Below are 25,696 nucleotides of genomic sequence, written 5' to 3' on the forward strand. Positions count from 1 at the left end.
GCACACCGGTGTGCGGCCTGAATGCCGGAACCAGAGAATGATGTACCCTTGCGGAGGCCGCCGGAACAGGTTGTCTCCGCTTTTTTGGTAGAAAGAAAGGAAGTGTCCATCCAATGACAGTGTTCTTTAGTCAGCTGATCAACGGCCTGTCCCTTGGCAGCATCTATGCACTGATCGCACTGGGTTACAGCATGGTGTACGGCATCATCCTGCTGCTGAACTTTGCCCACGGCGATGTCATCATGGTGGGTGCATACATGTCCTGGTTCGTTATGAACCAGCTGGGCCTTGGCCCGGTGACGGCCGTGTGCGCCACCATTATTACCTGCACCCTGCTGGGTGTGGTGATCGAAAAGGTCGCCTACACCCCGTTGCGCAACGCGCCCCGCATCTCCCTGCTGATCACAGCCATTGGTGTCTCCTTCTTCCTGGAGTACACCGCTGAGCTGGTGATGGGTTCCGGCGCAAAGGTCATCCCTTCCTACTACGGCAACAAGACCTTTATGATCGGCAGTGTGCCCCTGGGCCTGACCTCCGTGATCACACTGGTGGTCACTGTGCTGTCCATGCTGGTGCTGACCTTTCTGGTGCAGAAGACCAAGCTGGGCAAGGCCATGCGCGCTGTCTCTGAGGATATGGACGCTGCCCGCCTGATGGGCATCAATGTCAACAGCACCATCTCCTTTACCTTTGCGGTGGGCTCCGCGCTGGCCGGTATCGGCTCGGTGCTGTACTGCTGCTCCTACCCGCAGGCTACCCCCACCATGGGCTCCATGCTGGGCCTGAAAGCCTTTGTTGCCGCCGTTCTGGGCGGCATCGGCTCCATCCCGGGCGCAATGATCGGCGGCATTGCCATCGGCCTGTGCGAATGCTTTGTCTCCGCCATCGGTCTTTCCGCCTGGAAGGATGCCGTCACGTTTGCCATCCTGATCATCGTGCTGCTGTTCAAGCCCACCGGCTTCCTCGGCCGCAAGGTGCAGGAAAAGGTGTAAGGAGGGCAGGAAGATGAATAAGAACCGTAAAACGATCAAAATGCCCGTGCGCTACCTGATGAACGCGGTGCTGGTGGCTCTGCTGTTCGTGGCGCTTTCCTACCTGACCCGGAATATCCTGTCCACCTACCAGAACAAGGTGCTGATGACGGTGGGCATCAATATCATCCTGGCGGTCTCCCTGAACGTTGCCACCGGCTATCTGGGGCAGCTGCCGCTGGGCCATGCCGGTTTCATGGCTGTGGGTGCCTACACCTGCGCCCTGTTCACCAAGTTCTGCCCGCTGCCGGACGGTGTCTCCTTTGCCATCGGTCTGGTGCTGGCCTGCATCGTGGCTGGTCTGTTCGGTGTGCTCATCGGCATCCCGGCCCTGCGCCTGACCGGCGACTATCTGGCCATCCTGACGCTGGGCTTTGGTGAGATCATCCGCATCACCCTGAACAACATCGATGATGTGCTGGGCTTTAAGCTGTTCTATGGCTCCAAGGGCCTGAAGAACATCCCCAAGTACTCCAACTTCACCAACGTGTTCCTCTGCGTGGTCATCACCTGCTTCCTGATCCACGCCATGATGAAGAGCCGCCACGGCCGTGCCGTGCTGGCCATCCGCGACAACGAGATCGCCGCCGAGAGCTGCGGCATCCAGACGACCTACTACAAGGTCATGGCCTTTGCCTTCTCCGCTGCCTTTGCGGGTTTGGCAGGCGGCCTGTATGCCTGCTACATCGGCGTGCTGAACCCCTCCACCTTCGGCTTTATGAAGTCCATTGAGATCCTGGTCATGGTGGTTCTGGGCGGCATGGGCTCCATGCTGGGCTCCATCCTCTCTGCAACGGTCCTGACCATCCTGCCTGAGGCGACCCGCAGCTTCGACAGCTACCGTATGGTCATCTACTCGCTGGTGCTGATCCTGATGATGATCTTCCGCCCGGGCGGACTGCTGGGCAGCTACGATTTCTCCATGAGCAGCCTTGTGGAGCGTGTCCTGTTTGGCAAGAAAAAGAAGGAGGGTGCAGACCATGAGTGAGTTCCAGACCAGACTGAACAGTGTCCCCTCCGGCGGCTTCCTGACGGACCGCGATAAGGACAAAAAGCCCATTCTGGATGTCCGTGAGCTGGGCATCGATTTCGGCGGCCTGACCGCCGTGGATGGCTTCAACCTGATGATCGGCCGCAACGAGATCACCGGCCTGATCGGCCCCAACGGTGCCGGTAAGACCACGGTGTTCAACTTGCTGACCAATGTTTACCAGCCTACCCGCGGCTCCATCCTGATCGATGGAATGCCCACGGCGGGCAAAAAGACCTATCAGGTCAACCGGATGGGCGTGGCCCGCACCTTCCAGAACATCCGTCTGTTCAAGGAGATGAGCGTCATCGACAACATCAAGGTCGGCCTGCATGAGTCCATGAAGTACGACCTTGCCTCGTCGCTGATCCGCCTGCCCAACTACTGGAAAGAGGAAAAGCACTGCACCGAGCGTGCTTTTGAGCTGCTGGACATCTTCCACATGGCAGATATGGCCTATACGCAGGCCGGCAGCCTGCCCTATGGTGCACAGCGCCGTTTGGAGATCATGCGTGCGCTGGCCACCAGCCCCAAGCTGCTGCTGCTGGATGAGCCTGCCGCGGGTATGAACCCCTCGGAGACCGCTGAGCTGACCGAGACCATCCGCCGCATCCGCGATGAGTTCAACATCGCCGTGCTGCTGATCGAGCATGACATGAGCCTGGTCATGGGCATCTGCGAGGGTATTGCGGTGCTGAACTTTGGCCGCATCATCGCCAAGGGCACCCCGGATGAGATCCGCAACAATCCCCAGGTCATCGAAGCCTACCTGGGCAAGAAGGAGGGCTGAGCCGATGGCAGAAACGATGCTGAAAGTTGATAACATCAACGTTTATTACGGCAACATCCACGCAGTCAAGGGTGTTTCGTTTGAGGTGAACGAGGGCGAGATCGTGACCCTGATCGGTGCCAACGGTGCCGGTAAGTCCACCACCCTGAAAACCATCTCCGGCCTGCTCCACCCTAAAACGGGCGATATCCTGTACAAGGGTAAGAGCATCAAGGGCGTGCGCGCCCATAAGATCGTGGAGGCCGGTCTGGCACAGGTGCCGGAAGGCCGCCATGTGTTCCTGCACATGACCGTGGAGGAAAACCTGGATATGGGGGCCTACACCCAGCCCGCTTCCACCATTGCGGCCAACAAGGAAAAGGTGTTCACTCTCTTCCCCCGCCTGAAGGAGCGCCGCAGGCAGCTGGCGGGCACCATGTCCGGCGGCGAGCAGCAGATGCTGGCCATGGGCCGTGCCCTGATGAGCAACGCCTCCATGCTGATGCTGGACGAGCCTTCCATGGGCCTTTCCCCGCTGCTGGTGCAGGAGATCTTTGATATCATCCGCGATATCCACAAGGAAGGCATGACCATCCTGCTGGTGGAGCAGAACGCACAGATGGCCCTTTCTGTGGCCGACCGCGCCTATGTTCTTGAGACAGGCCACGTGGTCATGGATGGCACCGGTGCAGAGCTGCTGACCAATGAGCGCGTCCGCAGCGCTTATCTGGGCGGCTGAGACTGCAGCTGGATAGAATGCAAAACAATACGCCCGCCGGCGGTACGAGAAGTACCACACCCGGCGGGCGTTGTTCTGTCTGTAAGGGAATTATTCCGGCGCTTTCATGCTTTCCACCATGCTGATCTGGCGGACATGGCGGCGCATGAGCAGGCAGACGGCAAAGTTGAAGAGCATGGTGAGCGCCACGCTGAACACAAAGCTGCGGGGGGCAATGGAACGGATGAACATCATCTGGTCCATTTCCACAGTGCGGATGATGAACTGGTGCAGGGGAATGCCCACCACCAGACCCACCAGGGAGCCGATGAGAGAGAGCAGGTCGATCTCCCGGAAGATGTAGCGGTAGACCTCCTTGTCATAGAAGCCCAGCACCTTGATGGTGGCAAGCTCCTTTTTGCGCTCGCCCAGGTTGACGCTGATGAGGTTGTAGAGCACCACGGCGGCCAATGCGGCAGCGCAGACGATGACCAGCATGACCACATAGTTCAGGCAGCCGATCAGGCCATCGAACATCTGGGTGGTGTCCTCGATGAAGGAGACGGAGCTGACATAGTTGCAGGCCAGAATGGCGGAGGAGAGGGAGGCGCGGGCTGCATCAGTGGGGCAGTCGGTCTGACCGTAAACGGCGTTCCAGGCGGGCAGAGCACCGCCGTTCAGCGTTTTGAGCTGCGCCTGCGAGAGGTACAGCCGGGTAAAGACATAGTTTTCGGTGATGCCGGTCAGGGTCAGGGACCTGCGCCCGCCGTCAGCAGTCTCCACCTCAAAGCTGTCGCCCACGGAAAGCCCCAGCTTTTCGGCGGTCTTTTCGGTCAGGATGACGCTGGAATCGTCAAAGGCAATGGCCTTGTGGCCCTGCCGGGTGCGGAAGGTGAAGTATTCGGTCATCTGGCTTTCGTCTGCGGCGGCAACCAGGCTGACGGTCTCCTTTTCCCCCGCAGCGTTGTAAAGGGTGACACTCTTGGTGTAATAGCGGCCCCAGCTGGTGATCCCGCTGCTGGAATCCAGCAGGTCGGCCAGACCGTTCTCCATGGTCAGCGCCTTTTCGTCGCTCAGGGAGATGGTCAGGTCGGCGTGGGTCAGCTCGGTGGTCTGCTTGGTCAGCATGGGCAGCAGGGAATCCTGGATGCCGAAGCCGATGAGGAGCAGGGCCGTGCAGCCCGCCACGCCCAGAACGGTCATAAAGAAGCGCTTTTTATAGCGGAACAGATTGCGGGCGGTGGTTTTCTGGGAGAAGCTCATCCGCTTCCACAGCGGGGTGAGATATTCAAGGAGGATGCGCTTGCCCGCTACAGGCGCACGGGGCAGCAGCAGGGCGGCGGATTTTTCCTTGAGGCTGGCGCGGCAGGCCTGCAGGGTGGCAAGGCCGATGACCGCCGCGCTGAGGGCCATGCTGCCCAATGCCAAGCCCGGGTAGAAGTGCAGCGTAAAGGTGGGGATGGAGAACATCATGGTGCGGTAGGCGTACCAGAAGATGGTGGGGAACACCACAAAGCCTACGGCAATGCCTACGATGCTGCCCAGAACGCTGGCGGCAATGCCGTACAGTAAGTACTTGCCTGCGATACTGACGTTGGAGTATCCCAGCGCCTTGAGGGTGCCCATCTGCAGGCGGTTCTCGTCCACCATGCGGGTCATGGTGGTGGAAGCCACCAGCGCCGCCACCAGGAAGAAGAACACCGGGAACACCCGGGCAATGGCAGCCATCCGGTCGGCGTACTGTTCCAGCGTGACAATGCTCAGGGTGCTGCCGCGGTCCAGCACATACCACTCGCCGTTCTGGATGTCCGCGATCTTCTCTTCCGCATCGTTGATCTGCTGCTGGCCTTCGGCGAGCTTCTGCTCCGCATCGGCCTTCTGGGTCTCGTACTCGGTGCGGGAAGCGTCCAGCTGCTCCTGCCCGGACCGGTACTGTGCCCAGCCCTCGTCCAGCTGGGCGCGGGCGGCCTCAAACTGGGTGTAGGCTGTGGCAGTACCGGTGCTCAGCTGGAGCTGGCCCTGCAGCAACTGTACCTTCATTTTGCGCAGGGCGGCTTTGGCCTCGGTGACAAGGTCCGTGTTGGAGAGGTTGGGCGAGGAGATGAGCCCTTTGGCGTACATCTGCTGCTTGCCGGCATCCAGCTGGGCCTGATAACCGTCCAGCTGGCCCTTGATGTTATCGTAGGCGGCCTGTGCCTTGGCAAGCGCGTCCCGCAGCTCGGTGTATTCCTCGTCCTCGGGTTCGGCCTCATCCAGCGCCTTTTGGGCATTGTTCAGAGCGGTCTCGGCATAGCCCAGCAGGGGGTCAGCCACCTGTTTCAGGTTGACCAGAAGTTCGATCTGCTGAAGCTGATCCTCAAATTCCAGCACCTGCTCTTCGCTGCTCACCAGCGTAGCGGCACCGCTCTGCATGGTATCGGGCAGGGCGGCCTTCTGGGCGGTAAGCTCGGCTTCGCCTGCGTCCAGCTGGGCCTTGGCGGCATCCAGCTCCCGCTGCGCGTCGGTCAGCTTCTGCTCGGCTTGTGCAAACTGGCGCTCGGCTTCGGCCTTCTGCTCACTGTAGGTCTGCTTGGCATCGTCCAGCTGGGTGGTGGCATCCTCGATAAGCTGGGCCCGGCGGGCCACACAGTGCTCCTTGCTGATGGCATCCAGCCGGTCAGCCACAGTATCCACAGCGGTCTGGTATTCATCGCTGTAATTGTCATACTGTGCGGCATCTGCTACCTTGAGATAACAGACGGTATAATAATCTGCGGTCAATTCACCGTTCTGCACGAACACAAGAGCATCCAGGATGCCGTCGCCGACGGTGCTGGTCTCCTGATTGGCAGAAAAATATTGAGGGTCCTGCACCTGGCCCACCACGGTATATTCGGTGCGGCGGATGTCCTCGGTATCCTCGGGCAGGGTGACCACGGTGCCCAGCGGGACAGGGTCGGCATGGCCCAGCACCTGTACCACACACTCGTTGGCGGTTTCGGGCATCCGCCCCTCCAGCAGGGTCAGGCGGTTCATATTGGCCTCGGTATCCGCAGCCGGGTCGGCGGGAAGCTGCTGCACCCGCAGCACGGCTCCATCGGTAGAGCTTGACCAGCGGCCCTCGGTGTCCAGATACTTCACGGGCATCACGGCGCTCACGCCCTCCGTGGCGGCAATGGCGGAGAGATCTGAGTCCGAAAGGCCCAGCGTGGAGAGCACCCGCAGGTCGAACACATTTTGCTGGACATAGTATTTCTGCCCGGCGGTGCGCATACTGGGGGCAAAGCTGACCAGACCTGTCAGCATCATCACGCCCAGCGCCACGATGCCGAACAGGGAAAGGAACCGGTTCAGATTGCTCCGGAAGTCACGCCGGATATTTTTACGATAGCTTTTCTGCATAGCGGTCACCACTCGATCTGTTCCACCGGCACCGGGTGTTCGTTGACCTTGTTGGACAGGATCTGTCCGCTCTTGACCTGAATGATCCGGTCCGCCATGGCCGTCAGGGCCGTGTTGTGGGTAATGACGATGACGGTGCGCCCTGTTTCGCGGCAGGTGCGCTGGAGCAGGGCCAGCACCTGCTTGCCGGTCTTGTAGTCCAGCGCACCGGTGGGCTCATCGCAGAGCAGGAGCTTGGGGTTCTTGGCCAGCGCCCGGGCAATGGAAACGCGCTGCTGCTCGCCGCCCGAAAGCTGGGCAGGGAAGTTGTTGAGCCGCTCACCCAGACCCACACTTTCCAGCGTGGCGGCGGGGTCCAGCGGATCACGGCAGATCTCGCTGGCCAGCTCCACATTTTCCAGTGCAGTCAGATTCTGCACCAGATTGTAGAACTGGAACACGAAGCCAACATCATACCGGCGGTAGGTGGTGAGCTCTTTTTCGGAAAAATGGCTCACATCCTGCCCATCCAGCCAGACATGGCCCTCGTCGCAGGTGTCCATGCCGCCCAGAATGTTCAGCAGAGTGGTCTTGCCTGCACCAGAGGGCCCCACAATGACACAGAACTCGCCCTTGTCTACATAAAAATTCAGGTGATCGGCCGCCGCAATGCGGACACTGCCGGTCTGATAATATTTGGAAACATCCTCAAACTGCACAAAATGTTCCATATGCTGCTCCTTGCCTTGAAAAAATTATTGTTCCATCCTAACTATAACATATTTTGCAGCAGGTTTGCAGGGGCAGAGCGCTGGAATTTGCAAAAAGTTAACAGGTCGTATCAAGGATAAAGTCAACGGTCTGCTCGATCTGGAATTTTGCGAAATACCCCTCTTCCAGCGGGATCCACCGGGCGGTGAAGCCGGAATAGCGTTCTCCCTCCCGCGCCAGCAGGCGGCGGGCCTGCTCTTCCTTGGAGCAGGTGACGAAAACCTTCAGATCATAACAGTCCGCAAGGGTGGGGTGGCAGCTGTAACTGCCCTCCACGATGACCAGCGGCTGGGGCGCAAAGCATTGTTCCGGCAGGTAGGCACCCGCCCGGCAGGAGTAGGCACGGTAGGGGACGGCCTGCCCGGCCCGGGCGGGGGTGAGCACCTGGGCACGCAGGCGCTCCAAGTCCATGTTGGCGCAGGGGATCTGCTCCCAGTTTGCCATACGGCTGGCTGGAGGAAGATAGAAGTCATCGGTATGCACCGTGATGCTCTGGGGGAACTGCTGTGCCAGCTGTGCCGCCAGCGTGGTTTTGCCGCTGCCGCACCGGCCGTCCAGCGCCACCAGCACCGGGGCGGCAGGATGGGCAGAGAGCAAAGTGGAGAGTTTTTCCACGAGAGGGGAAAGGGTGGTTGAAAGCATAGGGAACACATCCTTGACAAATCGTTAAAAATTGACTATACTACAAATAGAAAAGGCGCTGATCCACATCGGTCAGCTTTCCTTCCCGAGAATCAAAAAAGATTGACTGTCAGGTTTGGTACGCTGAGGCAGTCAATCTTTTTTGCTATCATCGTTTTTCTTCTGCGAAAACTTATCCATGGCCTCAAGAGTCAGGCGGACCACATCCACAATCAGGCTCAGCAAGCCAAGCATGAAAGTGAGCAGTGCCAGAGTTTCCAACAGCGTCATTCGACATCCCTCCCTTCGCCATCAGGCTCCGGGAAGTTCCCTTCAAAAAAGTTCCGTCCCCGGTATCCTGCTTTATTCCATGTAGGAAGAATCAGCGATACGGGATTGGAAAGCATGACCACCAATGATGCAGACAGCACCTTGCTGCCATTTCTGGCAACGGATACAGTATAACAGAAGATTCAACAGCTTGCAATGAAAAATGCTATAACTGCTTTTTGAATGTCAGACTTTTGTATTCGGTCTGAGAGCCGCTTCGGCGGAAGGTTCCATTTTCAGTGGGCGTGAAACCTAGTGCACGCATCACGCCGCAGGAACCGGCATTTTCGGCGGCAACATCGGCCAGAACGGTTTTTATACCGTTCTGTGCACCGAACTGCACCAGAGCGTTTACCATTTCTTTGGCATAACCCTTGTGCCAGCAGGTAGGGTGGATGCAGTAACCGATATCCCAGCAGCTGCCGCCATCCTTGACCACAGCACAGCAGGTACCAATGGGCTGGTGGGTGACTTTGTCCTCTGCAATGACATAATAGCAGTCGGTGCTGTCGCTCAGGCTGCGGAGCAATTCCATATATTCGTTCAGGTCATCGATATCGTCCAGCACCGGGTCGGACAAATATTTTCCGGTGATGGGGTCACCCCAGATGCAGAGTGCAAACCCGGCATCCCGAGCTTCCTGCGGGCGCAGGCGAAGCCGGGCGGTTTCAAAAGGTGTGAAAGTCATAGAAAGCGCTCCTTCTTGACAAATCGTTAAAAATTGACTATTCTGCAAAAGAAAAAGGCACTGCAACAAGCGGTCGGCCTCTTTCAATGTGAAGTTTTCAATTGAAAAAACGTCACCTTAGCCGAGGTGGCGATTTTACTATACCATGAATTTCGACACGCCGCAACACGCGCAAAAAGTTTGTTGCGGAAAACTTGTCAGAACCCCTTGACACCACCCCGATGCTGTGGTAAGATAATGCCACGTTAGAAATAACTAACCACAAAGCGGTCAGCAGACAAATGGTCTGTGCCGCATTCTTTTAGAGTTTGAGGTTAGAAATATCTAACTGCTGCACCTGCATAGAATGCGGTGCAGCGGGGAACGCTGTTCCTCAAATGGATAAAAGCGGAGGAAAGCAGCCATGGAGCGTAATTTTGAGACCGTGATGATCGAACAGTGCGCACCGGTGCTGGCGGGGCTGAAGCCAGCCGGGCTGTTCCGCTATGAGACCCGGGACTGTGCCGACTTGGCTGCCCGGGTGCGCTGCTGGAATGACCAGCTGGGGGAGAAGGGGCTGAAGGTCCGGGTCCTCAAGGGCTGTGCTCAAACCCACCGGTATCTCATTTATGTTTACCGCGAGAGCCGCCTGCGTCAGGTGCTGGCCGATGAGGCGGTGCGGGAGTTCCTGCAACGCGAGGGCTATGCCCTGCCGGAAGATGCTGCCGATTGTGACGGTATGCTGCGGCAGCTGTCCCGGCGGCTGTGCTGCGAAGCCGATTTTCCCCATGAAATCGGCGTGTTTCTTGGGTATCCGCTCACCGATGTGGTGGGCTTTATCGAAAATCAGGGCCGCAACTTCACCTGCTGCGGCTGCTGGAAGGCTTACGGCGACCCCGATGCCGCCGCACGTCATTTTGCCCAGTTGAACAAGTGCACCAGAGTATATCTGCGCCTGTTCCACGAGGGTACCCCCATTTTCCGCCTTGCTGTGGCGGCTTGACAAGTCATTCTCTACCAATACTCTCTTTTTATCCTGGCACCCACCGGAACAAACCACGCTCCGGCGGGAAGAAATCCTCCTTTTGACACGCGGCCGTCCGTTGCAGCCTTGACCACTGCACCGGGCGGCTGTGTCATTTCATGGATAGAAAAAATGACGGTAAAATGTAAACAATGGCTAACTTTTACTCAGAAATTTGAGTTAGTTGTTGTTGATTGTGATAAAAAAACTGGGATATTTGGGCAGAAAAACTGTTTGTTCATATAAACTAACTTTTAATGATGAAAAAACTGTTGACAACAAAGGTTAGTAAGCGTAAACTATCTATGCTGATAGTTCCGACTGACTAACCGCTCCGGTGCATCAGCAGCCCACAAACAGTATGAAAAAGGGAGTGGAATGTTATGATGCCTCTGACAATGGCGAAGGCGGGCGAGACCGTCACCATTAAGAAAATCACCGGCAAAGATGAAGTCCGCCTGCATCTGGCAGAGCTTGGTTTTGTGGTGGACAGCGAAGTGACCGTGGTCAACGAGATCGCAGGCAACCTGATCGTACAGGTCAAGGAAAGCCGCCTGGCACTCGACAGGACGATGGCGAATCGCATTATGATCGGCTGAACAGCGCAGCACGCTGTTTGGGACCTGCTCCGACACTGGAATGGTCTCTGAATAAAGACAAGTAGAGGAGGAATTTTGCATGAAAACTCTGAAGGACGTGAAGGTCGGCGAGACCTGCACCGTGGCACGCCTGCATGGCGAAGGCCCGGTCAAGCGCCGCATCATGGACATGGGCATCACCAAGGGTGTTGAGATCTATGTCCGTAAGGTGGCACCTCTGGGCGACCCCATGGAGCTGACCGTGCGCAACTACGAACTGAGTGTGCGCAAGGCCGACGCTGAAATGATCGAAGTGGTTTGATTCCAAAGAGAGGAAAGGACACGCAATGAGTATTAAAATTGCACTGGCCGGTAACCCGAACTGCGGCAAGACTACCCTGTTCAATAACCTGACCGGCTCCAACCAGTATGTTGGCAACTGGCCCGGCGTTACCGTGGAAAAGAAGGAAGGCAAGCTGAAGGGCGATAAGGATGTCATCATCCAGGACCTGCCCGGTATCTACTCCCTGTCTCCCTACACGCTGGAGGAGGTCGTCTCCCGTACTTACCTGGTCAAAGAGAAGCCCGATGCCATCCTGAACATCATCGATGGCACCAACATTGAGCGCAACCTCTACCTGACCACCCAGCTGATCGAGCTGGGCATCCCCGTTGTTATGGCGGTCAACATGATCGATCTGGTCCGCAAGAACGGCGATAAGATCGACCTGAAGAAGCTGAGCAGCGAGCTGGGCTGCCAGGCAGTTGAGATCAGCGCACTGAAGGGCGAAGGCACCGAGGCTGCTGCCAAGGCTGCGGTTGCCGCTGCCCAGAAGCAGAAGGCCGGTGAGCTGCCCCACGTCTTTACCGGCAGTGTGGAGCATGCCATCGCACACATCGAGGAGTCCATCCAGGGCAAGGTCGATGGCCGCTTCCTGCGCTGGTATGCCGTCAAGCTGTTCGAGCGGGATGAGAAGGTCATGGAAGAGCTGAAGCTCGACAAGGCTCTGGCTGACCACATTGATGAGCACATCAAAGACTGCGAGAAGGAGATGGACGATGATGCGGAGAGCATCATCACCAACCAGCGCTACTCCTACATCAACGGTGTCGTTGACAAGGCCGTCAAGAAAAAGGCCCGTGTGGATCACCTGACCGTTTCCGATAAGATCGACCAGATCGTGACCAACCGTGTGCTGGCTCTGCCCATCTTCGCGCTGGTCATGTTCCTGATGTACTCCCTGTCCATGGGCACCTCCATTGCAGATGGCGGCTGGGCCATCGGCACCTTTGCCACCGACTGGACCAACGATGTCCTGTTTGGTGAGATCGTGCCGGGCGCGCTGGGCGGCTTCCTGGAGAGCATCGGTGTGGCAGGCTGGCTGTACGGTCTGATCATGGACGGTATCGTGGCCGGTGTCGGCGCGGTGCTGGGCTTCGTTCCCCAGATGCTGGTTCTGTTCTTCCTGCTGTCCATCCTGGAGGATGTGGGCTATATGTCCCGTGTCGCCTTCATCATGGACCGTATCTTCCGCCGTTTCGGCCTGTCTGGTAAGAGCTTCATCCCCGTGCTGGTCGGTACCGGCTGCGGCGTGCCCGGTGTCATGGCTTCCCGTACCATCGAGAACGAGCGTGACCGCCGTATGACCATTATGACCACCTGCTTCATCCCCTGCGGCGCAAAGATGCCCATCATCGGCCTGATCGCAGGTGCAATGTTCGGCGGTTCCTCTGTGGTGGCTGTTTCCGCTTACTTCATCGGCATGGCTGCCATCATTTGCTCCGGTGTTATTCTGAAGAAGACCAAGCTCTTCGCTGGCGACCCCGCACCCTTCGTTATGGAGCTGCCCGCTTACCATGTGCCTGCATGGGGCAACGTTTTCCGTGCCACCTGGGAGCGAGGCTGGTCCTTCATCAAGCGCGCCGGTTCCGTCATTCTGGCAGCTACCGTTGTGCTGTGGTTCCTGCAGGGCTTCGGTTTCGAGAATGGTGCCTTCGGCATGGTCGAGGATCAGGACAACTCCGTCCTGGCCGCTATCGCTACCAAGATCGCCTGGATCTTCGCTCCTCTGGGCTTCGGCAATTGGCGTGCAACCGTTGCTTCCGTCTCTGGTCTGATCGCAAAGGAGAACGTGGTTGGCACCTTCGGTGTTCTGTATCACTTCGGCGGCGAGCTGTCTGAGAACGGTGATGAGATTTGGGCAGCAGTTGCGCAGGATTACACCGCTCTGTCCGCTTACGCATTTATGATCTTCAACCTGCTGTGCGCTCCCTGCTTCGCTGCTATGGGCGCGATCAAGCGTGAGATGAACAACGGCAAGTGGACTGCCATCGCCATCGGTTATATGTGCGCTCTGGCTTACTGCGCGGCTCTGGTCGTGTACCAGATCGGTGGTCTGATCACCGGTGAGGTTGGCTTCAACTTCTTCACCATCGTGGCAATCGTGATTTTTGCCGCATTCCTGTACCTGATGTTCCGCCCCAACAAGTACGTTGGCGACAACGAGGTCAAGATCGACGTTTCCAAAATCAAGTAAAATCATCTGTCCAGTTTGAAAGGGTGTGTTCTGTATGATGGAATTCCTGGCCACGAACTTTAATCTGCCTACCATCATTGTAGGTGCTATCGTGTTTGGCGGTGTGGGCTGGGCCACATGGCACTCCCACAAGCATGGCGGCTGTGGGGGCTGCGGCGAAGGCGGCTGCAATGGCAATTGCGGCGGCTGCAGCGGCTGCCACTGATCGGTGAAAACCGCTGGGCGCGGGTCGAACATCCAATCGGCCCGCGCCCTTTTTTAGAATGAAAAAAGTTAGCTTTGGATAACACTGGAAGCGGCTTACATTATTATAGAAGAGAGTGATACTATGGAACTGACAGCAGCCCATCTGCGGTATCTTCTGGCCATCTATGAGGTCTCCCAGACGCATCTGGATATCTGCTCCCGCAGCATTGCCGAAAAGCTGAACGTGACCAAGCCCAGTGTGGTGCGCATTATGAACCTGCTGATGGATCGGGGAATGATCGTGAAGGAACACTATGGCAAGATCTATCTGACCGATCGGGGCATCTTTGTGGCAAAGGCGGTCAGGGCTCAACTGGAAACGGTGCTGACGCATTTTCCGCCCGTGCGCATCGACATGACCGAGGAGGAACGCTATAATGCCGCTTTGGCCCTGACTTCGGCCCTGCCCGAACGGGCTTTTACCGGCGAATATGACCGTCTGTTCGGCCCGGATGAATCTGAAAAGGAGAACGCTTCGTGATCAACAAAAAACTGCTTTCCTTCGATCGGAAGGCCCTGCGCTATGTGGGGCTGAACGTGCTGTTCCAGTGGCTGGGGATGCTGTGCAATGTGGTGCTGGTGATGACGGTATCCCGCCTCATCGGCGGCGTATTTGCGGGCAGCCTGACCGGCAATGCCCTCTGGCAGGGGATGCTGCTCTGCCTGCTGACTGTGCCGGTGCGCTATGGCCTTACCCTCTGCGCCTCCGATATGAGCGACCGGGCTTCCAAGGATGTCAAGCGCACCCTGCGCAGCAGCATCTATGCAAAGCTCACCCGGCTGGGGGCCGGTTACAGCGAGACGGTGGCCACCAGCGAAGCCGTGATGCTGGCCAGCGAGGGTGTGGAGCAGATCGACACCTACTTTGCAAAGTATCTGCCCCAGCTGTTTTACAGCCTGCTGGCCCCGGTGACCCTGTTTGTGCTGCTGGTGGGTGTGCACGCGCGCTCGGCCATCCTTCTGCTGTGCTGTGTGCCGCTCATCCCCCTATCCATTGTGGCGGTGCAGAAGTTCGCCAAGAAGCTGCTGGCGAACTACTGGGGCGAGTACACCACCCTGGGCGACAGCTTTCTGGAGAATCTTCAGGGCCTGACCACCCTGAAGATCTATCAGGCAGACGGCTGGAAACACGAGGAGATGAATGCCCAGGCCGAGCGGTTCCGCAAGATCACGATGAAGGTGCTGACCATGCAGCTGAACAGCGTGACCCTGATGGACCTGATGGCCTACGGCGGTGCGGGTCTTGGCATCATCAGCGCGGCATCGGCCTTTGCCAAAGGCCAGCTCAGCCTGACCAGCGCCCTGACCATCCTCCTGCTGGCGGCGGATTTCTTCCTGCCCCTGCGCCTGTTGGGCAGCTACTTCCACATTGCCATGAATGGCGCGGCTTCGGCTGAGAAGATCTTCAGGCTGCTCTCTGCCCAGGAGCCTGAAGATGGCGAAAAGACCGCCGACCCGGCCGACAGCACCCTTGCGCTGGAGCATGTCACTTTTGGCTACGAGAAGGAGCGCACCATTCTGCACGATGTGTCCCTGACCATCCCGCAGGGCAGCTTTGTCTCGCTGGTGGGAGAATCCGGCTGCGGCAAGAGCACCATAGCGGCCATCCTGTCCGGTGCCCGCACCGTGACGGAGGGAGAGGTCACGCTGGGCGGCATCCCGGTCAGCGAATGGAAGCAGGCCGACCGCCTGCGCCTGCTGACACTGGTGCCCCACAATGCGGCCATCTTCAAGGGCACGGTGGAAGCCAACCTCCGGATGGCCCGGCCCGATGCAGCCGAAGCCGAGCTCTGGGCGGCCCTGGAGCAGGTGAACCTTGCAGACTTCTGCCGCAGCCAGAGCGGCCTTGCAACGGCGCTCCACGAGGGCGGCTCCAACCTGTCCGGCGGGCAGCGCCAGCGCCTTGCCATGGCCCGTGCCCTGCTGCATGATTCGCCCATCTATGTGTTCGACGAGGCGACCTCCAATGTGGATGCCGAGAGCGAGAACGATATCATGAAAGCCATCCACAGCCTGGCGGGAAAGAAAACAGTGATCCTGATCTCCCACCGTCTGGCCAATGTGGTGGACAGCGACTGCATTTATGTGCTGGAGGCAGGCCGCATCGCCGAGCAGGGAACGCACAACGACCTGCTGGCGGCACAGGGGGTGTACAGCCGCCTGTACAACGCCCAGAAACAGCTGGAAGACCTTGGGGAGGTGAGCGCATGAACAACACAAAACACCGCAGTCCGTTTGCCATTGCCGCACGGCTGATCGTGCTGGTCCGGCCCATGCTGCCCATCATGCTGGCAGCCATTGTCATGGGTGTCATCGGCCATTTCTGCGCCACCTTTATCACGGTCTTCGGCGGCTTTGCCCTGCTCACGGCGGCAGGCCTGCCCAGCCCGCTGGCAGGCGTGAACACAGCCTTTGTCTGCATCCTTGTCTTTGCCCTGCTGCGCGGCGTGCTGCGCTACGCAGAGCAGGCCTCCAACCACTATATCGCCTTCAAGCTGCTGGCCCTCATCCGGGATAAGGTGTTCGGCGCGCTCCGCCGCCTGACCCCCGCCAAGCTGGAGGGCCGTGACCGGGGTGACCTGATCTCCCTGATCACCGCCGACATCGAGCAGCTGGAGGTGTTCTATGCCCACACCATTTCGCCGGTCTGTATCGCGATCCTCTGTGTGACCGGCATGACCTGCTTTACGGCCAGTTATCATATTCTGCCCGCACTGGTGCTGCTGGCAGGCTATCTGCTGGTGGGCATTGCTCTGCCGGTGTGGTCTGCCAGACGGGGCGACAAAGCCGCCCGCGAGTACCGGCAGGCCCTGGCCGACACCAACAGCTATCTGCTGGAAAGCCTGCGCGGCCTGCGGGATATCCTGCAGTACCAGAACACCGCCGCGCGCGCCGAGGGCATCACGGCCCACAGCGAGACGCTGGGGGAGAAGCAGAAGGCCATGAAGTACCGCGAGGGCGTGACCGTGGGTGCCGCCAACACCCTCATCGTGCTGACGGCGCTGGCTGTGCTGGGGGTGAGCATCCGGCTGTATCAGAATGGCCAGCTGGGTGCGGAGGGGGTGCTGATCTGCACCCTGTCGGCCCTGAGCTCCTTTGGCCCGGTGGTGGCGCTGGCCAACCTCGGTGCCAGCCTGACCCAGGTGTTCGCCAGTGCCGACCGTGTCCTTGACCTGCTGGACGAAGACCCCGTGACCGCCGATGTGACCGACGGCGTGGACACCGCCTTTACCGGTGCACAGGCTGAGCGTGTCAGTTTTGCCTACGCCAAGGAAGAGGTGCTCCACGACCTGAGCCTGACTATCCCGGAAAAGAAGATCGTGGGCATCACGGGCCGCTCCGGCAGCGGCAAATCCACCTTCCTGCGGCTGCTCATGCGCTTCTGGGATGTGAGCAGCGGCACCATCCGGTTTGGTGAACGTGATATCCGCGCCGTGAACACTGCCACCCTGCGCGCCCAGGAAAGTCTTGTGACCCAGGAAACGGAGCTGTTTGACGATACCATAGAAAACAACATCCGGATCGCCCGGCGCGATGCCACCCGTGCCGAGGTGGAGGCTGCCTGCAGAAAGGCCGCACTGGATGGCTTTATCAACAGCCTGCCCAAGGGATATGATACCCCTGTGGGCGAGCTGGGCGGTGCACTCTCCGGCGGTGAGCGCCAGCGCATCGGTGTGGCCCGTGCCTTCCTGCACGATGCACCCTTTCTCCTGCTGGACGAGCCTACCTCCAATCTGGACAGCCTGAACGAAGGGATCATCCTCAAGGCCGTGCGGGATGAGTGCAGGGAAAAGACTGTCCTGCTGGTCTCCCATCGCAGATCCACCATGGCCGTGGCCGACCTGAGCTTCTCGGTAGAGAGCGGACGGCTGAGCTGAGAAAACCGGATATCATGCAAAAAAGACGCGCTCTGTGATGAGCGCGTCTTTTTTGTGTGCAGGGAGAAATTTACTGCTTGCGTGCAAACACGATGCCGATGGTACCGGGGCCGGAATAGCCGCCGATGGTGGTGCCGATGTCGGTCTCGTAGACATTCTCAAAATTGCCGTACTGCCGCAGTCCGGCCTTGATGGCCTCCATGCAGCCGGGCTTTGCCTGAGTGGAAGAGATGAACACCATGCTGCGGTCGATGTCCTCCCGGTTCGCCAGCTGGTCGGTGATGTACTTGCCCACGCAGATGGGCAGACTGCCCCGGTACTTCCGCACGACTTTCAGTTCACCATCGATGACGGCCAGGCTGGGCTTGATGCCCAGAATGTTGGCCCCGAAGGCCAGCACGCCGGAGCAGCGGCCGCTTTTGGCCATGTAGTCCAGCTGGTTGAGCACAAAGCTCAACTCGACCCGCTTGGCAAGGCCCTGTAAGCGCATGGAAATGTTTTTGGGCGGCAGGCCGTCAGCGGCCCACTTGGCTGCCTGCAGGACGAGATAGCCCTGCCCGGTGCAGATATTCTCGCTGTCCACGACATAGACGTTGCCGAACTCCTGCGCCGCCAGCCGGGCGTTCTGGAAGCAGGAGGAGAATTTGGAGCCGACATTGATGTGGATGACGGCATCGTAGTCTCTGGCAAAGGGGGCGAGGAAGTCGGTGTACTCCACCAGATTGGGGGCGGCGGATTTGGGCATTTTGCCGCCGTTCTGGGCATGGGCGAATACATCGGCGGGGTGGATGGTAACGCCGTCCAGATAGCTTTCCTCTCCCATGAGGATGTGCATGGGGATCAGGCTGATGTTCCACTGCCGGAGCAGCGCTTCGGACAGATCGCAGGTGCTGTCCGCAGTGATCTTGATGTTCAAAATGAGATTCCTCTTTTCCAGCCGCGCGTCCGGCGGCAGCGTGATAGTTCAAAATTCGCAACTATCATACCACAAATACTTCAAAATTGTTAGCTATCAAGCCGATAAAAAATGTAAATCTTTTATGAAGTGTGCAAAAGGGGCGAAAATCCATGGGCTATCTGTACAGTTGTCACAAAAATGTGCCGGAGTTTCTGGTTCTTTCCGAAAATTCGCTCGGAACTGTTTATTTTGTCGGCCAAAAATTATATAATAAGTAGTACCCAAGAATTAAGATGGATTCGGTCTGCCTTGCGGCCGTTTGTTTATTGGAGGTTTGCCTGCTTATGTTCGTTACTGATTATACCATGCATCTGCTGGATAATGTAAAAAAGATCCATTTCATCGGCTGCGGCGGCAGCGGTATGTATCCGCTGATCCAGATCCTCTCTGCCAAGGGATATAATATCTCCGGCAGCGATGTGCTGGACGGCAGCATCATCCGCTCGGAGCGGGAGATGGGCGTGAAGGTCAGCCTGGGTCATGCTGCGGACAACGTGATCGGCGTTGACCTGGTGGTCTACTCTGCCGCCATTGCCAAGGACAACGTGGAGCTGAACGCTGCCGCTTCCTATGGCATCCCCACTGTGGAGCGCAGCGTTCTGCTGGGCTATGTGAGCCGCCTGTACAAGGACAGCATCTGCGTTTCCGGCACCCACGGCAAGACCACCACAACTTCCATGATCACCACCGCACTGGAGCTGGCAGGCCGTGATCCCTCTGCAGTCATCGGCGGCAAGCTGCCCCTCATCGGCGGCTACGGCAAGGCCGGCAAGGGGGATGATATCGTCATCGAGGCCTGCGAGTTCTCCGAGACCTTCCTCAAGCTGACCCCCTATATGTCCGTGGTGCTGAACATCGATAACGACCATCTGGACTATTACGGCAGCATGGGCGAGCTGAAGTTTGCCTTCAAGCGCTTTGCCCTGATGACCCATTTTATGATCTTTGCCAATGCGGACGACAAGAACACCATGGATGTCATGTACACCCTGGACCGCCGCGTGCGCACCTTTGCCATTGACAATGCGGCCGATTACCGTGCTGTCAACGTGCAGGAGTACAAGCCCGGCTTCTTTGAATTTGATCTGAAGGAGTGGGATACCAATGAGCTGGGCCACATCCGTCTGGCAGTGCCGGGCCGCCACAACATTTACAATGCACTGGCCATGTGTGCTGTCTGCCGCTCTGTGGGCCTGACCGTGGAGGAGTGCGCCAACGCTGCCCTGAACTTCAAGGGGGCAGGCCGCCGTTTTGAGGTCTACGGCGAGTGCAACGGCGCGGTGGTCGTGGACGACTACGCCCACCATCCCACCGAGATCCGCGCGACCCTGAACACCGCCAAGGAGCTGGGCTACAATCGTGTCATCGCAGTCCATCAGCCGTTTACATACAGCCGGACCAAGATGCTGTTCAACGACTTTGTGGATGTGTTCAAGATCCCTGATATCACGGTGATCACCCCCATCATGGGCAGCCGCGAGCCCAACGACCCCACCATTACCAGCGCAAAGCTGGCGGCGCAGATCCCCAACTCTGTGCTGGTGGACAGCCTGGAGGCTGCCGCTGACTGGGTCAAACAGAACGCCCGGGAGGGCGATCTGGTCATCACTCTGGGCTGCGGCGATATCTATAAGGCCAGCAAGATGATGGTGAAAAAAGACTGATCGTTTGGAATAGCTGAAAGCCGCCGGGTCAAAAACGCCCGGCGGCTTTTGGCTGCCGGACCTTTCACAGACCGAACTGGTCTGCAATACCACCCTGCGAAAGCGCCCTGCCGGGAGACCGGCGGGGCGTTTTTGCGCTATGGGATGGGCGTGATGAAAAATATCTCAAAAATTTTACACAAATCAGACCCGGAAGGGTGGCGGCGGGGGTGGGATTCTGCTATACTGATTCTGGTACGAAAAGGAGGAGAGAGGATATGCCATCTACGTATGCACACCGCCGCTTTGGTGCGGATGTTCTGGTGCAGCTGCCCAGGGAGCTGCGGGAAAAGATCACCCCATACCGGCCGCTGTATGACATGGGCCTGCACGGGCCTGACCTGATGTTCTACTACCGGACATTGCAGTCCAACCCCGTGAACCGGCTGGGCAACGCCATGCATGAGCAGCCGGGCCGGGTGTTCTTTACCCGGGCCCGGGGCGTGGTGAACACGGCCCGCAACAAGAATGCTGCGTTGGCCTATGCGCTGGGGTTCGTCTGCCACTTTGCACTGGACAGTACCTGCCACCCCTATGTGGAGCGCTACACCCGGGAAAGCGGTGTGAGCCACTGCGAGATCGAGACGGAGTTTGACAACCAGCTGATGCGGGAGGACGGGCTTGACCCGATGCACTTTTTCACGGCGGGGCATATCCGCCCCAACCGGGAGTTTGCAAAGATCATTGCGCCGTTCTACGAAAATGTCACGGCAGACGAGACCTACGGAGCCATGCGGGGCATGGTGCGGGTGCACCATCTGCTGCAGGCTACCAGCCCGGTCAAGCGCTGGGTGGTACTGACTGCCCTGAAAGCGGCAGGTACCTATGATGTCATGCACGGGCTGGTGGCAAACCTCCAGCCCAATCCCCGGTGCGAGGCCAGCGACAAAGAGCTGGAAGCGCTGTATCAGCAGGCTCTCCCGCTGGCAGTGCGGCTCATCACGGAATATGTGGAAGGACTCTCCAACGGCGCACCGCTGGACAAGGCCTATGACCACACCTTCGGAGAATTTTGAGAGGAATGCAAATGAACGAAGCAAAGCAAAAATTTCACCTGACCAGCCTGGAACGGGCGTGGATTTTATACGATGTGGGCAACTCGGCGTTTGTGCTGCTGGTGGCAACACTGATCCCCATCTTCTTCAACGCACTGGCTGAGGGGGGCGGCCTGAGCTCGGTGGAGTATCTGGCCTACTGGGGCTATGCAGCCTCGGCGGTCACGGTCATCACGGCGGTGCTCAGCCCGATCCTTGGCACACTGGCCGATACCCGCAACTACAAAAAGCCCATCTTCATCTTCTGTGTGGCAGTGGGTGTGATCGGCTGCTGCGCCATGGGGATGGCAAGCGCCTGGCTGCCGTTCTTGCTCATCTTCATCTTTGCCAAGGTGGGTTTTTCGGGCAGTCTGGTGTTCTATGACTCCATGCTCAGCGATGTGACTGTGCCGGACCGGATGGATGAGGTTTCTTCCAAAGGCTATGCCTGGGGTTACATTGGCAGCTGTGTGCCCTTTGTGGTCTGTCTGGCGCTGGTGCTGGGGGCCGGGAGCATCGGCATCTCCCAGATGACGGCGCTGAATCTTGCTCTCTTTATCACCGCCGTCTGGTGGCTGGTGACCACCCTGCCCCTGCTGCGCCAGTATAAGCAGGTGCACTTTGTGGAGGTGCAGGAACATGCCATCCGGCAGAGCTTTGCCCGCATCGGCCATACCCTCCGCCACCTGAAAGAGGACAGGCAGGTGTTCTGGTTCCTGCTGGCCTTTTTCTGCTACATCGATGGCGTATATACCATCATCGATATGGCCACGGCCTACGGCACGGCCCTGGGGCTGGACACCACCGGCCTGCTGCTGGCGCTGCTGGTCACCCAGATCGTGGCCTTCCCCTCGGCACTGGTGTTCGGGCGGCTGAGCGGGCAATACCCCTCGGGCACCCTCATCCCGGTCTGTATCGCAGCCTACGCGGGCATTGCGTTGTTTGCCTTTTTCCTGAAGCACCAGTGGCAGTTCTGGGTGCTGGCCGTTGTGGTGGGCATGTTCCAGGGCGGCATCCAGGCGCTGAGCCGGAGCCATTTTGCCAAGATCATTCCGCCAGAAAAATCGGGCGAGTACTTCGGTCTGTTCGATATCTGCGGCAAGGGCGCATCCTTTCTGGGCACCATGATCGTCAGTGTGGGCAGCCAGCTGACCGGCAGCGCCAATGTAGGCGTGGGCAGCCTGATTGTGCTGTTCATTGTGGGATTCGTGCTGTTCCGGGTGTCGGATCGGAAGTAAAAACAACCCTCTCAGTCAAAGCCTTCGGCTTTGCCAGCTCCCCGAAGGGGAAGCCTATTGTGGGCCTTGGATAAAGGCAGCATAGCCTCTCCCTTTGGGAGAGGTGGCATTGCGCAGCAATGACGGAGAGGGCTTTTTTGTTCGTTGCGTCTTACCGGAAGGCGTGGTACAATAGGGCCAAACACTTTGAAAAAATATGACCCAAAGGAGAAACAACATGAACTATCCCGGTTATACGCTGGTGCGCTGCGAGGACTGCCCGGAGCAGCACGGTGTGCTGACGGTTCTGAACCACGATGTGAGCGGGGCCGCTGTCCTGCTGGTGGAGAACGAGGACACCAACAAGGCGTTCGGCATCGGCTTCGGCACCTTCCCCTCCGACGACACCGGTGTGTTCCACATTCTGGAGCACTCGGTGCTGGCGGGCAGCGAGAAGTACCCTGTGACCTCGCCTTTTTTGCAGCTGCTCAAGAGCAGCATGGCCTCCTTCCTGAACGCCATGACCTTCCCGGACAAGACCGTGTATCCCTTTGCCACCCCCAACGAGACCGACTTCAGGAACCTGATGGACGTGTACCTGAACGCCGTGTTCTGCCCGTTGGCCATGGTGGACAAGGCCGTGTTCGAGCAGGAGGGCTGGCACCGGGACGCAGACGGCACGGTGAGCGGCGTGGTCTACAATGAGATGCAGGGCGCGCTGGCTTCCCCGGATGCGCAGCTGCAGAACGCGCTGGAGCGGGCCATGTTCCCGGATACGGCCTACGGCTTTGTGTCCGGCGGTGACCCGGCCTCCATCCCGGCCCTGACCTATGAAAAATACCAGCGGGTGTACCGCCGCCATTACAGCGCCGACAACTGCTGCATCACCCTGTACGGCAAGATGGATATGGCCGAGAAGCTGGCGTTTCTGGATGAGCACTACCTGAGCAGGATGCCCAAGGGCACCAGCCGCCCCCGGCTGACGGTGCAGGACCAGCAGAACGGTGTGCGTGTGCACATCCCGTACTACACCGAAAACCCCGAACCGGATCAGGTGCAGTGTGCGCTGGCCTGGTACACCGGCGCGTTTGCAGACCGGGAACGCCAGCTGGGCGTGGAGATCCTGCTGGATGCCCTGCTGGGCACAAACCAGTCCCCGCTGAAGGCAGCTCTGCTGGAGCAGAAGCTGGGCGCGGATATCGACATTGGCTTTGACGACAGCACCCTGCAGCCCACGCTGGAGCTGGTGCTGCGGGGGGCCACCGCAGAGACTGCCCCCAAATTTGCAGCTGGCGTGAAACAGGCTGTGACCGACCTGCTGGCAGGGGGCATCCCCGAGGAGCTGCTGCTGGCCAGCCTGAACGCCATGGAGTTTGCCTCTCTGGAGCGCCCGGGCAGCCTGCCCGACGGTGTGCTGGATGCCATCTATGCCGCCACCGGCTGGCTCCACACCGGCGACCCGGCTCTGCTGCTCCACACCGACAAGCTGTTTGCTTCCCTGCGGGAGAAGCTCTCCACCGGCTGGTTCAATGACCTGCTGAAGGATCTGCTGCTGGCCGAGCCGGTGCAGGTGATCCAGACCCCGGCCCTGCCCAGGAAAGACGAAGAGGATGCTGCCCCTGCCCGCAACGACGGCAAGCTGGTGCTGGACCATCCGCTGACCGTGGCCGACCTGGGCGATGGTGACAGGAGCGCTGCCGGTACGGTGGAACAGCTGGCCGGTGCGGAGCTGCTGCACCACCCCTCCAAGGGCAGCCTGTATCTGAATTTCTACTACGACCTGGGCGAGTGCACCCCGGAAGAGGTGCAGTATCTTGACCTGCTGACCGATATTCTGGACGAGCTGGATACCCCCGAGCACACTGCCCGGGAGCTGCAGACCCAGCGCGCCACCTGGCTGGGCAACAGCATGGCCTGCATCAGCTTCTGGACCGGGCGGCAGGAGGGCAGCCCCTGCCACGCAAAGCTCACCTGGAACATGAGCCTGCTGGAGCGGAATCTGGACAAGGCCATTGCGCTGGGCAGTGAGTACCTCTACAAGACCTGCCTGACCGGCCCCAAGGCCGAGGAAGCCTTTGCCCGGGTGCTGAGCCAGCAGAAGCTGAGCATGGAACAGCAGTTCATCCAGCAGGGCAACCAGTACGCTGCCGTGCGTGCCGCCGCCCACTACTCAGTGGAGTATGCCCTGAGTGAGCGGTGCAGCGGCGTGACCGGGTACCACTTCCTGTGCGGCCTGCTGGAACAGGCCGACTGGGCTGCCATGGGCAAAAAGCTGGAGGCGGTGCGGGAAAAGGTGCTGAATCATGCAGCCCTGACCGTCAGCCTGCATGGCAGCGAGGAAGCGCTGGCAAAGCTGCGTGCCCTGCTGCCCGGCAGTGCTTTTGCTGCCCAGGGCCGCACTGCGGCCAAGCCCTACACAGAGGTGCTGACTGCCCCCGTGAACGAGGCCTTTATCATTGACGGCGGCGTGAACTATGATATCCTGACCTGGCCCATGGAGCGGCAGGCCGACCGCCGGGTGCTGGCCCGCATTATGAGCTACGAATACCTGTGGCACAACATCCGTGAGGTGGGCGGCGCTTACGGCACCGGAATGCTGACCCGTGCCCAGACCGAGGGACTGTACACCTACCGTGACCCCCACCTGACTGAGAGCTACGAGACCTTTGCCAAGGCCCCCGGGGTGCTGGCAGGCCGGGAGTACACCGAAAAAGACCTGACCGAGTTCATCGTGGGCGCGGTGTCCGAGATGGATTCGCCCAAAAAGCCCAATGCCGAGGCCAAGGAGCTGGACCGCCGGTACTTCTGCGGCATCACCGATGCCATGCTGGCCGCGGACCGCAAGGCCCTGTGCAGCGTGACAGCTGAAACGATCCGGGCACAGGCCGCAGACCTTGCAGACCGGATGGCAAACGCTACCCGTGTGGCCTTTGGCAGCAAGGACGCTGTGGAAGCAGGCAAGCAGCTGTTTGACCGCATCGAGACCTTGTAAGCAGAACCGAAACTGAATCTGTAACGAAAGCAGGCACTCTGCCTTTGCCCCGGACGGGGCGGGCGGAGTGCCTGCTTTTTTGCGCAAAAGGCGCTTCACGCACCTGATGTGCCTGTGCATGGAAAATCCGGGAGAAAAACGGAGATTTCTGCACGGTGCGATACAGCGATGAAAAATGAAAGATTGTTTTATACAGATAGGACTCTGAAACGCTGAAAATACAAAATGGCCC

Annotated in this window: 22 protein-coding genes; 16 read left to right on the forward strand and 6 right to left on the reverse strand. The window is 58.9% G+C overall.

The genetic code is table 11. The features are described from left to right. The first annotated feature begins 113 nt into the window (after positions 1–113). The 4 genes from D3F01_RS04070 to D3F01_RS04085 are packed head-to-tail and all read left to right on the forward strand — an operon-like array spanning position 114 to position 3,569. A complete protein-coding gene (locus D3F01_RS04070; RefSeq protein ID WP_005931363.1) occupies positions 114–992 on the forward strand; it encodes a branched-chain amino acid ABC transporter permease in 879 nt (292 codons plus the stop codon). A gap of 13 nt (positions 993–1,005) precedes the next feature. Continuing rightward, positions 1,006–2,019 carry a branched-chain amino acid ABC transporter permease gene (locus D3F01_RS04075; protein ID WP_242886018.1) on the forward strand — a complete coding sequence of 338 codons (1,014 nt, stop codon included), beginning with the start codon at positions 1,006–1,008 and terminating at the stop codon, positions 2,017–2,019. After that, positions 2,012–2,851 (forward strand): ABC transporter ATP-binding protein, encoded by an 840-nt coding sequence (locus D3F01_RS04080; protein ID WP_097770421.1) that lies wholly within the window; start codon positions 2,012–2,014, stop codon positions 2,849–2,851. Before D3F01_RS04075 ends, D3F01_RS04080 begins: the two co-directional genes overlap by 8 nt. 4 nt (positions 2,852–2,855) lie before the next feature. Next, positions 2,856–3,569, forward strand: a complete 714-nt coding sequence (locus D3F01_RS04085) for an ABC transporter ATP-binding protein (protein ID WP_242886020.1) — start codon at positions 2,856–2,858, stop codon at positions 3,567–3,569. Between the two features lie 90 nt (positions 3,570–3,659). On the opposite strand, the gene D3F01_RS04090 is transcribed toward D3F01_RS04085, so the two are convergent. The 5 genes from D3F01_RS04090 to D3F01_RS04110 form a co-directional block, all read right to left on the reverse strand. Then, positions 3,660–6,929, reverse strand: coding sequence for an FtsX-like permease family protein (locus tag D3F01_RS04090; RefSeq protein ID WP_242886022.1), 3,270 nt, complete (start codon positions 6,927–6,929; stop codon positions 3,660–3,662). A 5-nt stretch (positions 6,930–6,934) separates the two neighbouring features. After that, positions 6,935–7,639 carry an ABC transporter ATP-binding protein gene (locus tag D3F01_RS04095; RefSeq protein WP_117533404.1) on the reverse strand — a complete coding sequence of 235 codons (705 nt, stop codon included), beginning with the start codon at positions 7,637–7,639 and terminating at the stop codon, positions 6,935–6,937. 97 nt (positions 7,640–7,736) lie between these two features. Next, positions 7,737–8,321 (reverse strand): uridine kinase, encoded by a 585-nt coding sequence (locus tag D3F01_RS04100; RefSeq protein ID WP_242886024.1) that lies wholly within the window; start codon positions 8,319–8,321, stop codon positions 7,737–7,739. A gap of 132 nt (positions 8,322–8,453) precedes the next feature. After that, positions 8,454–8,591: a hypothetical protein gene (locus D3F01_RS04105; RefSeq protein WP_242886026.1), complete on the reverse strand. Its 138-nt coding sequence runs from the start codon at positions 8,589–8,591 to the stop codon at positions 8,454–8,456. Positions 8,592–8,796: 205 nt separating this feature from the next. Next, positions 8,797–9,318, reverse strand: a complete 522-nt coding sequence (locus D3F01_RS04110; protein ID WP_223454886.1) for a GNAT family N-acetyltransferase — start codon at positions 9,316–9,318, stop codon at positions 8,797–8,799. A gap of 403 nt (positions 9,319–9,721) precedes the next feature. On the opposite strand from D3F01_RS04110, the gene D3F01_RS04115 reads away from it, so the two are divergent. The 8 genes from D3F01_RS04115 (at position 9,722) to D3F01_RS04150 (ending at position 17,560) form a co-directional block, all read left to right on the forward strand. Continuing rightward, positions 9,722–10,300: a DUF3793 family protein gene (locus D3F01_RS04115; RefSeq protein WP_242886028.1), complete on the forward strand. Its 579-nt coding sequence runs from the start codon at positions 9,722–9,724 to the stop codon at positions 10,298–10,300. Positions 10,301–10,704: 404 nt separating this feature from the next. Further along, a complete protein-coding gene (locus D3F01_RS04120) occupies positions 10,705–10,920 on the forward strand; it encodes a FeoA family protein (RefSeq protein ID WP_005931323.1) in 216 nt (71 codons plus the stop codon). Between the two features lie 79 nt (positions 10,921–10,999). Next, positions 11,000–11,221: a FeoA family protein gene (locus D3F01_RS04125; RefSeq protein ID WP_005931321.1), complete on the forward strand. Its 222-nt coding sequence runs from the start codon at positions 11,000–11,002 to the stop codon at positions 11,219–11,221. 25 nt (positions 11,222–11,246) lie between these two features. After that, entirely contained in the window at positions 11,247–13,436 is a 2,190-nt protein-coding gene (gene feoB / locus D3F01_RS04130; RefSeq protein ID WP_242886030.1) for a ferrous iron transport protein B, read from the forward strand. Positions 13,437–13,470: 34 nt separating this feature from the next. After that, positions 13,471–13,641, forward strand: coding sequence for a FeoB-associated Cys-rich membrane protein (locus tag D3F01_RS04135; protein ID WP_005931317.1), 171 nt, complete (start codon positions 13,471–13,473; stop codon positions 13,639–13,641). 123 nt (positions 13,642–13,764) lie between these two features. Next, the gene (locus D3F01_RS04140) at positions 13,765–14,163 is read left to right on the forward strand and encodes a MarR family transcriptional regulator (RefSeq protein ID WP_005931315.1); all 399 of its coding nucleotides are present in this window, start codon (positions 13,765–13,767) and stop codon (positions 14,161–14,163) included. Then, positions 14,160–15,893, forward strand: coding sequence for an ATP-binding cassette domain-containing protein (locus D3F01_RS04145; RefSeq protein ID WP_242886032.1), 1,734 nt, complete (start codon positions 14,160–14,162; stop codon positions 15,891–15,893). Before D3F01_RS04140 ends, D3F01_RS04145 begins: the two co-directional genes overlap by 4 nt. Continuing rightward, the gene (locus D3F01_RS04150; protein WP_242886034.1) at positions 15,890–17,560 is read left to right on the forward strand and encodes an ABC transporter ATP-binding protein; all 1,671 of its coding nucleotides are present in this window, start codon (positions 15,890–15,892) and stop codon (positions 17,558–17,560) included. Before D3F01_RS04145 ends, D3F01_RS04150 begins: the two co-directional genes overlap by 4 nt. Positions 17,561–17,630: 70 nt before the next feature. Here D3F01_RS04150 and D3F01_RS04155 read toward each other — a convergent pair whose 3' ends face one another. Further along, on the reverse strand, positions 17,631–18,476 hold the full coding sequence (locus D3F01_RS04155) for a DegV family protein (RefSeq protein ID WP_097770415.1): 846 nt from the start codon (positions 18,474–18,476) through the stop codon (positions 17,631–17,633). A gap of 326 nt (positions 18,477–18,802) precedes the next feature. Here D3F01_RS04155 and murC point away from each other — a divergent pair, with 326 nt between their 5' ends. From murC to D3F01_RS04175, 4 genes are all read left to right on the forward strand, one after another. Further along, a complete protein-coding gene (gene murC, locus D3F01_RS04160; RefSeq protein WP_242886037.1) occupies positions 18,803–20,182 on the forward strand; it encodes a UDP-N-acetylmuramate--L-alanine ligase in 1,380 nt (459 codons plus the stop codon). Positions 20,183–20,439: 257 nt separating this feature from the next. Continuing rightward, entirely contained in the window at positions 20,440–21,237 is a 798-nt protein-coding gene (locus D3F01_RS04165) for a zinc dependent phospholipase C family protein (protein ID WP_242886039.1), read from the forward strand. A 5-nt stretch (positions 21,238–21,242) separates the two neighbouring features. Continuing rightward, positions 21,243–22,493 carry an MFS transporter gene (locus D3F01_RS04170; protein WP_242886041.1) on the forward strand — a complete coding sequence of 417 codons (1,251 nt, stop codon included), beginning with the start codon at positions 21,243–21,245 and terminating at the stop codon, positions 22,491–22,493. 217 nt (positions 22,494–22,710) lie between these two features. Then, a complete protein-coding gene (locus D3F01_RS04175) occupies positions 22,711–25,464 on the forward strand; it encodes an insulinase family protein (protein ID WP_242886043.1) in 2,754 nt (917 codons plus the stop codon). Positions 25,465–25,696: the final 232 nt, after the last annotated feature.

The organism is Faecalibacterium sp. BCRC 81149, from assembly GCF_022750605.1.
In the GTDB taxonomy this organism is placed as follows: Bacteria; Bacillota; Clostridia; order Oscillospirales; family Ruminococcaceae; genus Faecalibacterium; species Faecalibacterium duncaniae.

Coding starts and splice junctions, on each gene's coding strand:
- D3F01_RS04070 (WP_005931363.1), top strand. CDS start 114: ATGACAGTGTTCTTTAGTCAGCTGATCAACGGCCTGTCCCTTGGCAGC.
- D3F01_RS04075 (WP_242886018.1), top strand. CDS start 1,006: ATGAATAAGAACCGTAAAACGATCAAAATGCCCGTGCGCTACCTGATG.
- D3F01_RS04080 (WP_097770421.1), top strand. CDS start 2,012: ATGAGTGAGTTCCAGACCAGACTGAACAGTGTCCCCTCCGGCGGCTTC.
- D3F01_RS04085 (WP_242886020.1), top strand. CDS start 2,856: ATGGCAGAAACGATGCTGAAAGTTGATAACATCAACGTTTATTACGGC.
- D3F01_RS04090 (WP_242886022.1), bottom strand. CDS start 6,929: ATGCAGAAAAGCTATCGTAAAAATATCCGGCGTGACTTCCGGAGCAAT.
- D3F01_RS04095 (WP_117533404.1), bottom strand. CDS start 7,639: ATGGAACATTTTGTGCAGTTTGAGGATGTTTCCAAATATTATCAGACC.
- D3F01_RS04100 (WP_242886024.1), bottom strand. CDS start 8,321: ATGCTTTCAACCACCCTTTCCCCTCTCGTGGAAAAACTCTCCACTTTG.
- D3F01_RS04105 (WP_242886026.1), bottom strand. CDS start 8,591: ATGACGCTGTTGGAAACTCTGGCACTGCTCACTTTCATGCTTGGCTTG.
- D3F01_RS04110 (WP_223454886.1), bottom strand. CDS start 9,318: ATGACTTTCACACCTTTTGAAACCGCCCGGCTTCGCCTGCGCCCGCAG.
- D3F01_RS04115 (WP_242886028.1), top strand. CDS start 9,722: ATGGAGCGTAATTTTGAGACCGTGATGATCGAACAGTGCGCACCGGTG.
- D3F01_RS04120 (WP_005931323.1), top strand. CDS start 10,705: ATGATGCCTCTGACAATGGCGAAGGCGGGCGAGACCGTCACCATTAAG.
- D3F01_RS04125 (WP_005931321.1), top strand. CDS start 11,000: ATGAAAACTCTGAAGGACGTGAAGGTCGGCGAGACCTGCACCGTGGCA.
- feoB (WP_242886030.1), top strand. CDS start 11,247: ATGAGTATTAAAATTGCACTGGCCGGTAACCCGAACTGCGGCAAGACT.
- D3F01_RS04135 (WP_005931317.1), top strand. CDS start 13,471: ATGATGGAATTCCTGGCCACGAACTTTAATCTGCCTACCATCATTGTA.
- D3F01_RS04140 (WP_005931315.1), top strand. CDS start 13,765: ATGGAACTGACAGCAGCCCATCTGCGGTATCTTCTGGCCATCTATGAG.
- D3F01_RS04150 (WP_242886034.1), top strand. CDS start 15,890: ATGAACAACACAAAACACCGCAGTCCGTTTGCCATTGCCGCACGGCTG.
- murC (WP_242886037.1), top strand. CDS start 18,803: ATGTTCGTTACTGATTATACCATGCATCTGCTGGATAATGTAAAAAAG.
- D3F01_RS04165 (WP_242886039.1), top strand. CDS start 20,440: ATGCCATCTACGTATGCACACCGCCGCTTTGGTGCGGATGTTCTGGTG.
- D3F01_RS04170 (WP_242886041.1), top strand. CDS start 21,243: ATGCAAATGAACGAAGCAAAGCAAAAATTTCACCTGACCAGCCTGGAA.
- D3F01_RS04175 (WP_242886043.1), top strand. CDS start 22,711: ATGAACTATCCCGGTTATACGCTGGTGCGCTGCGAGGACTGCCCGGAG.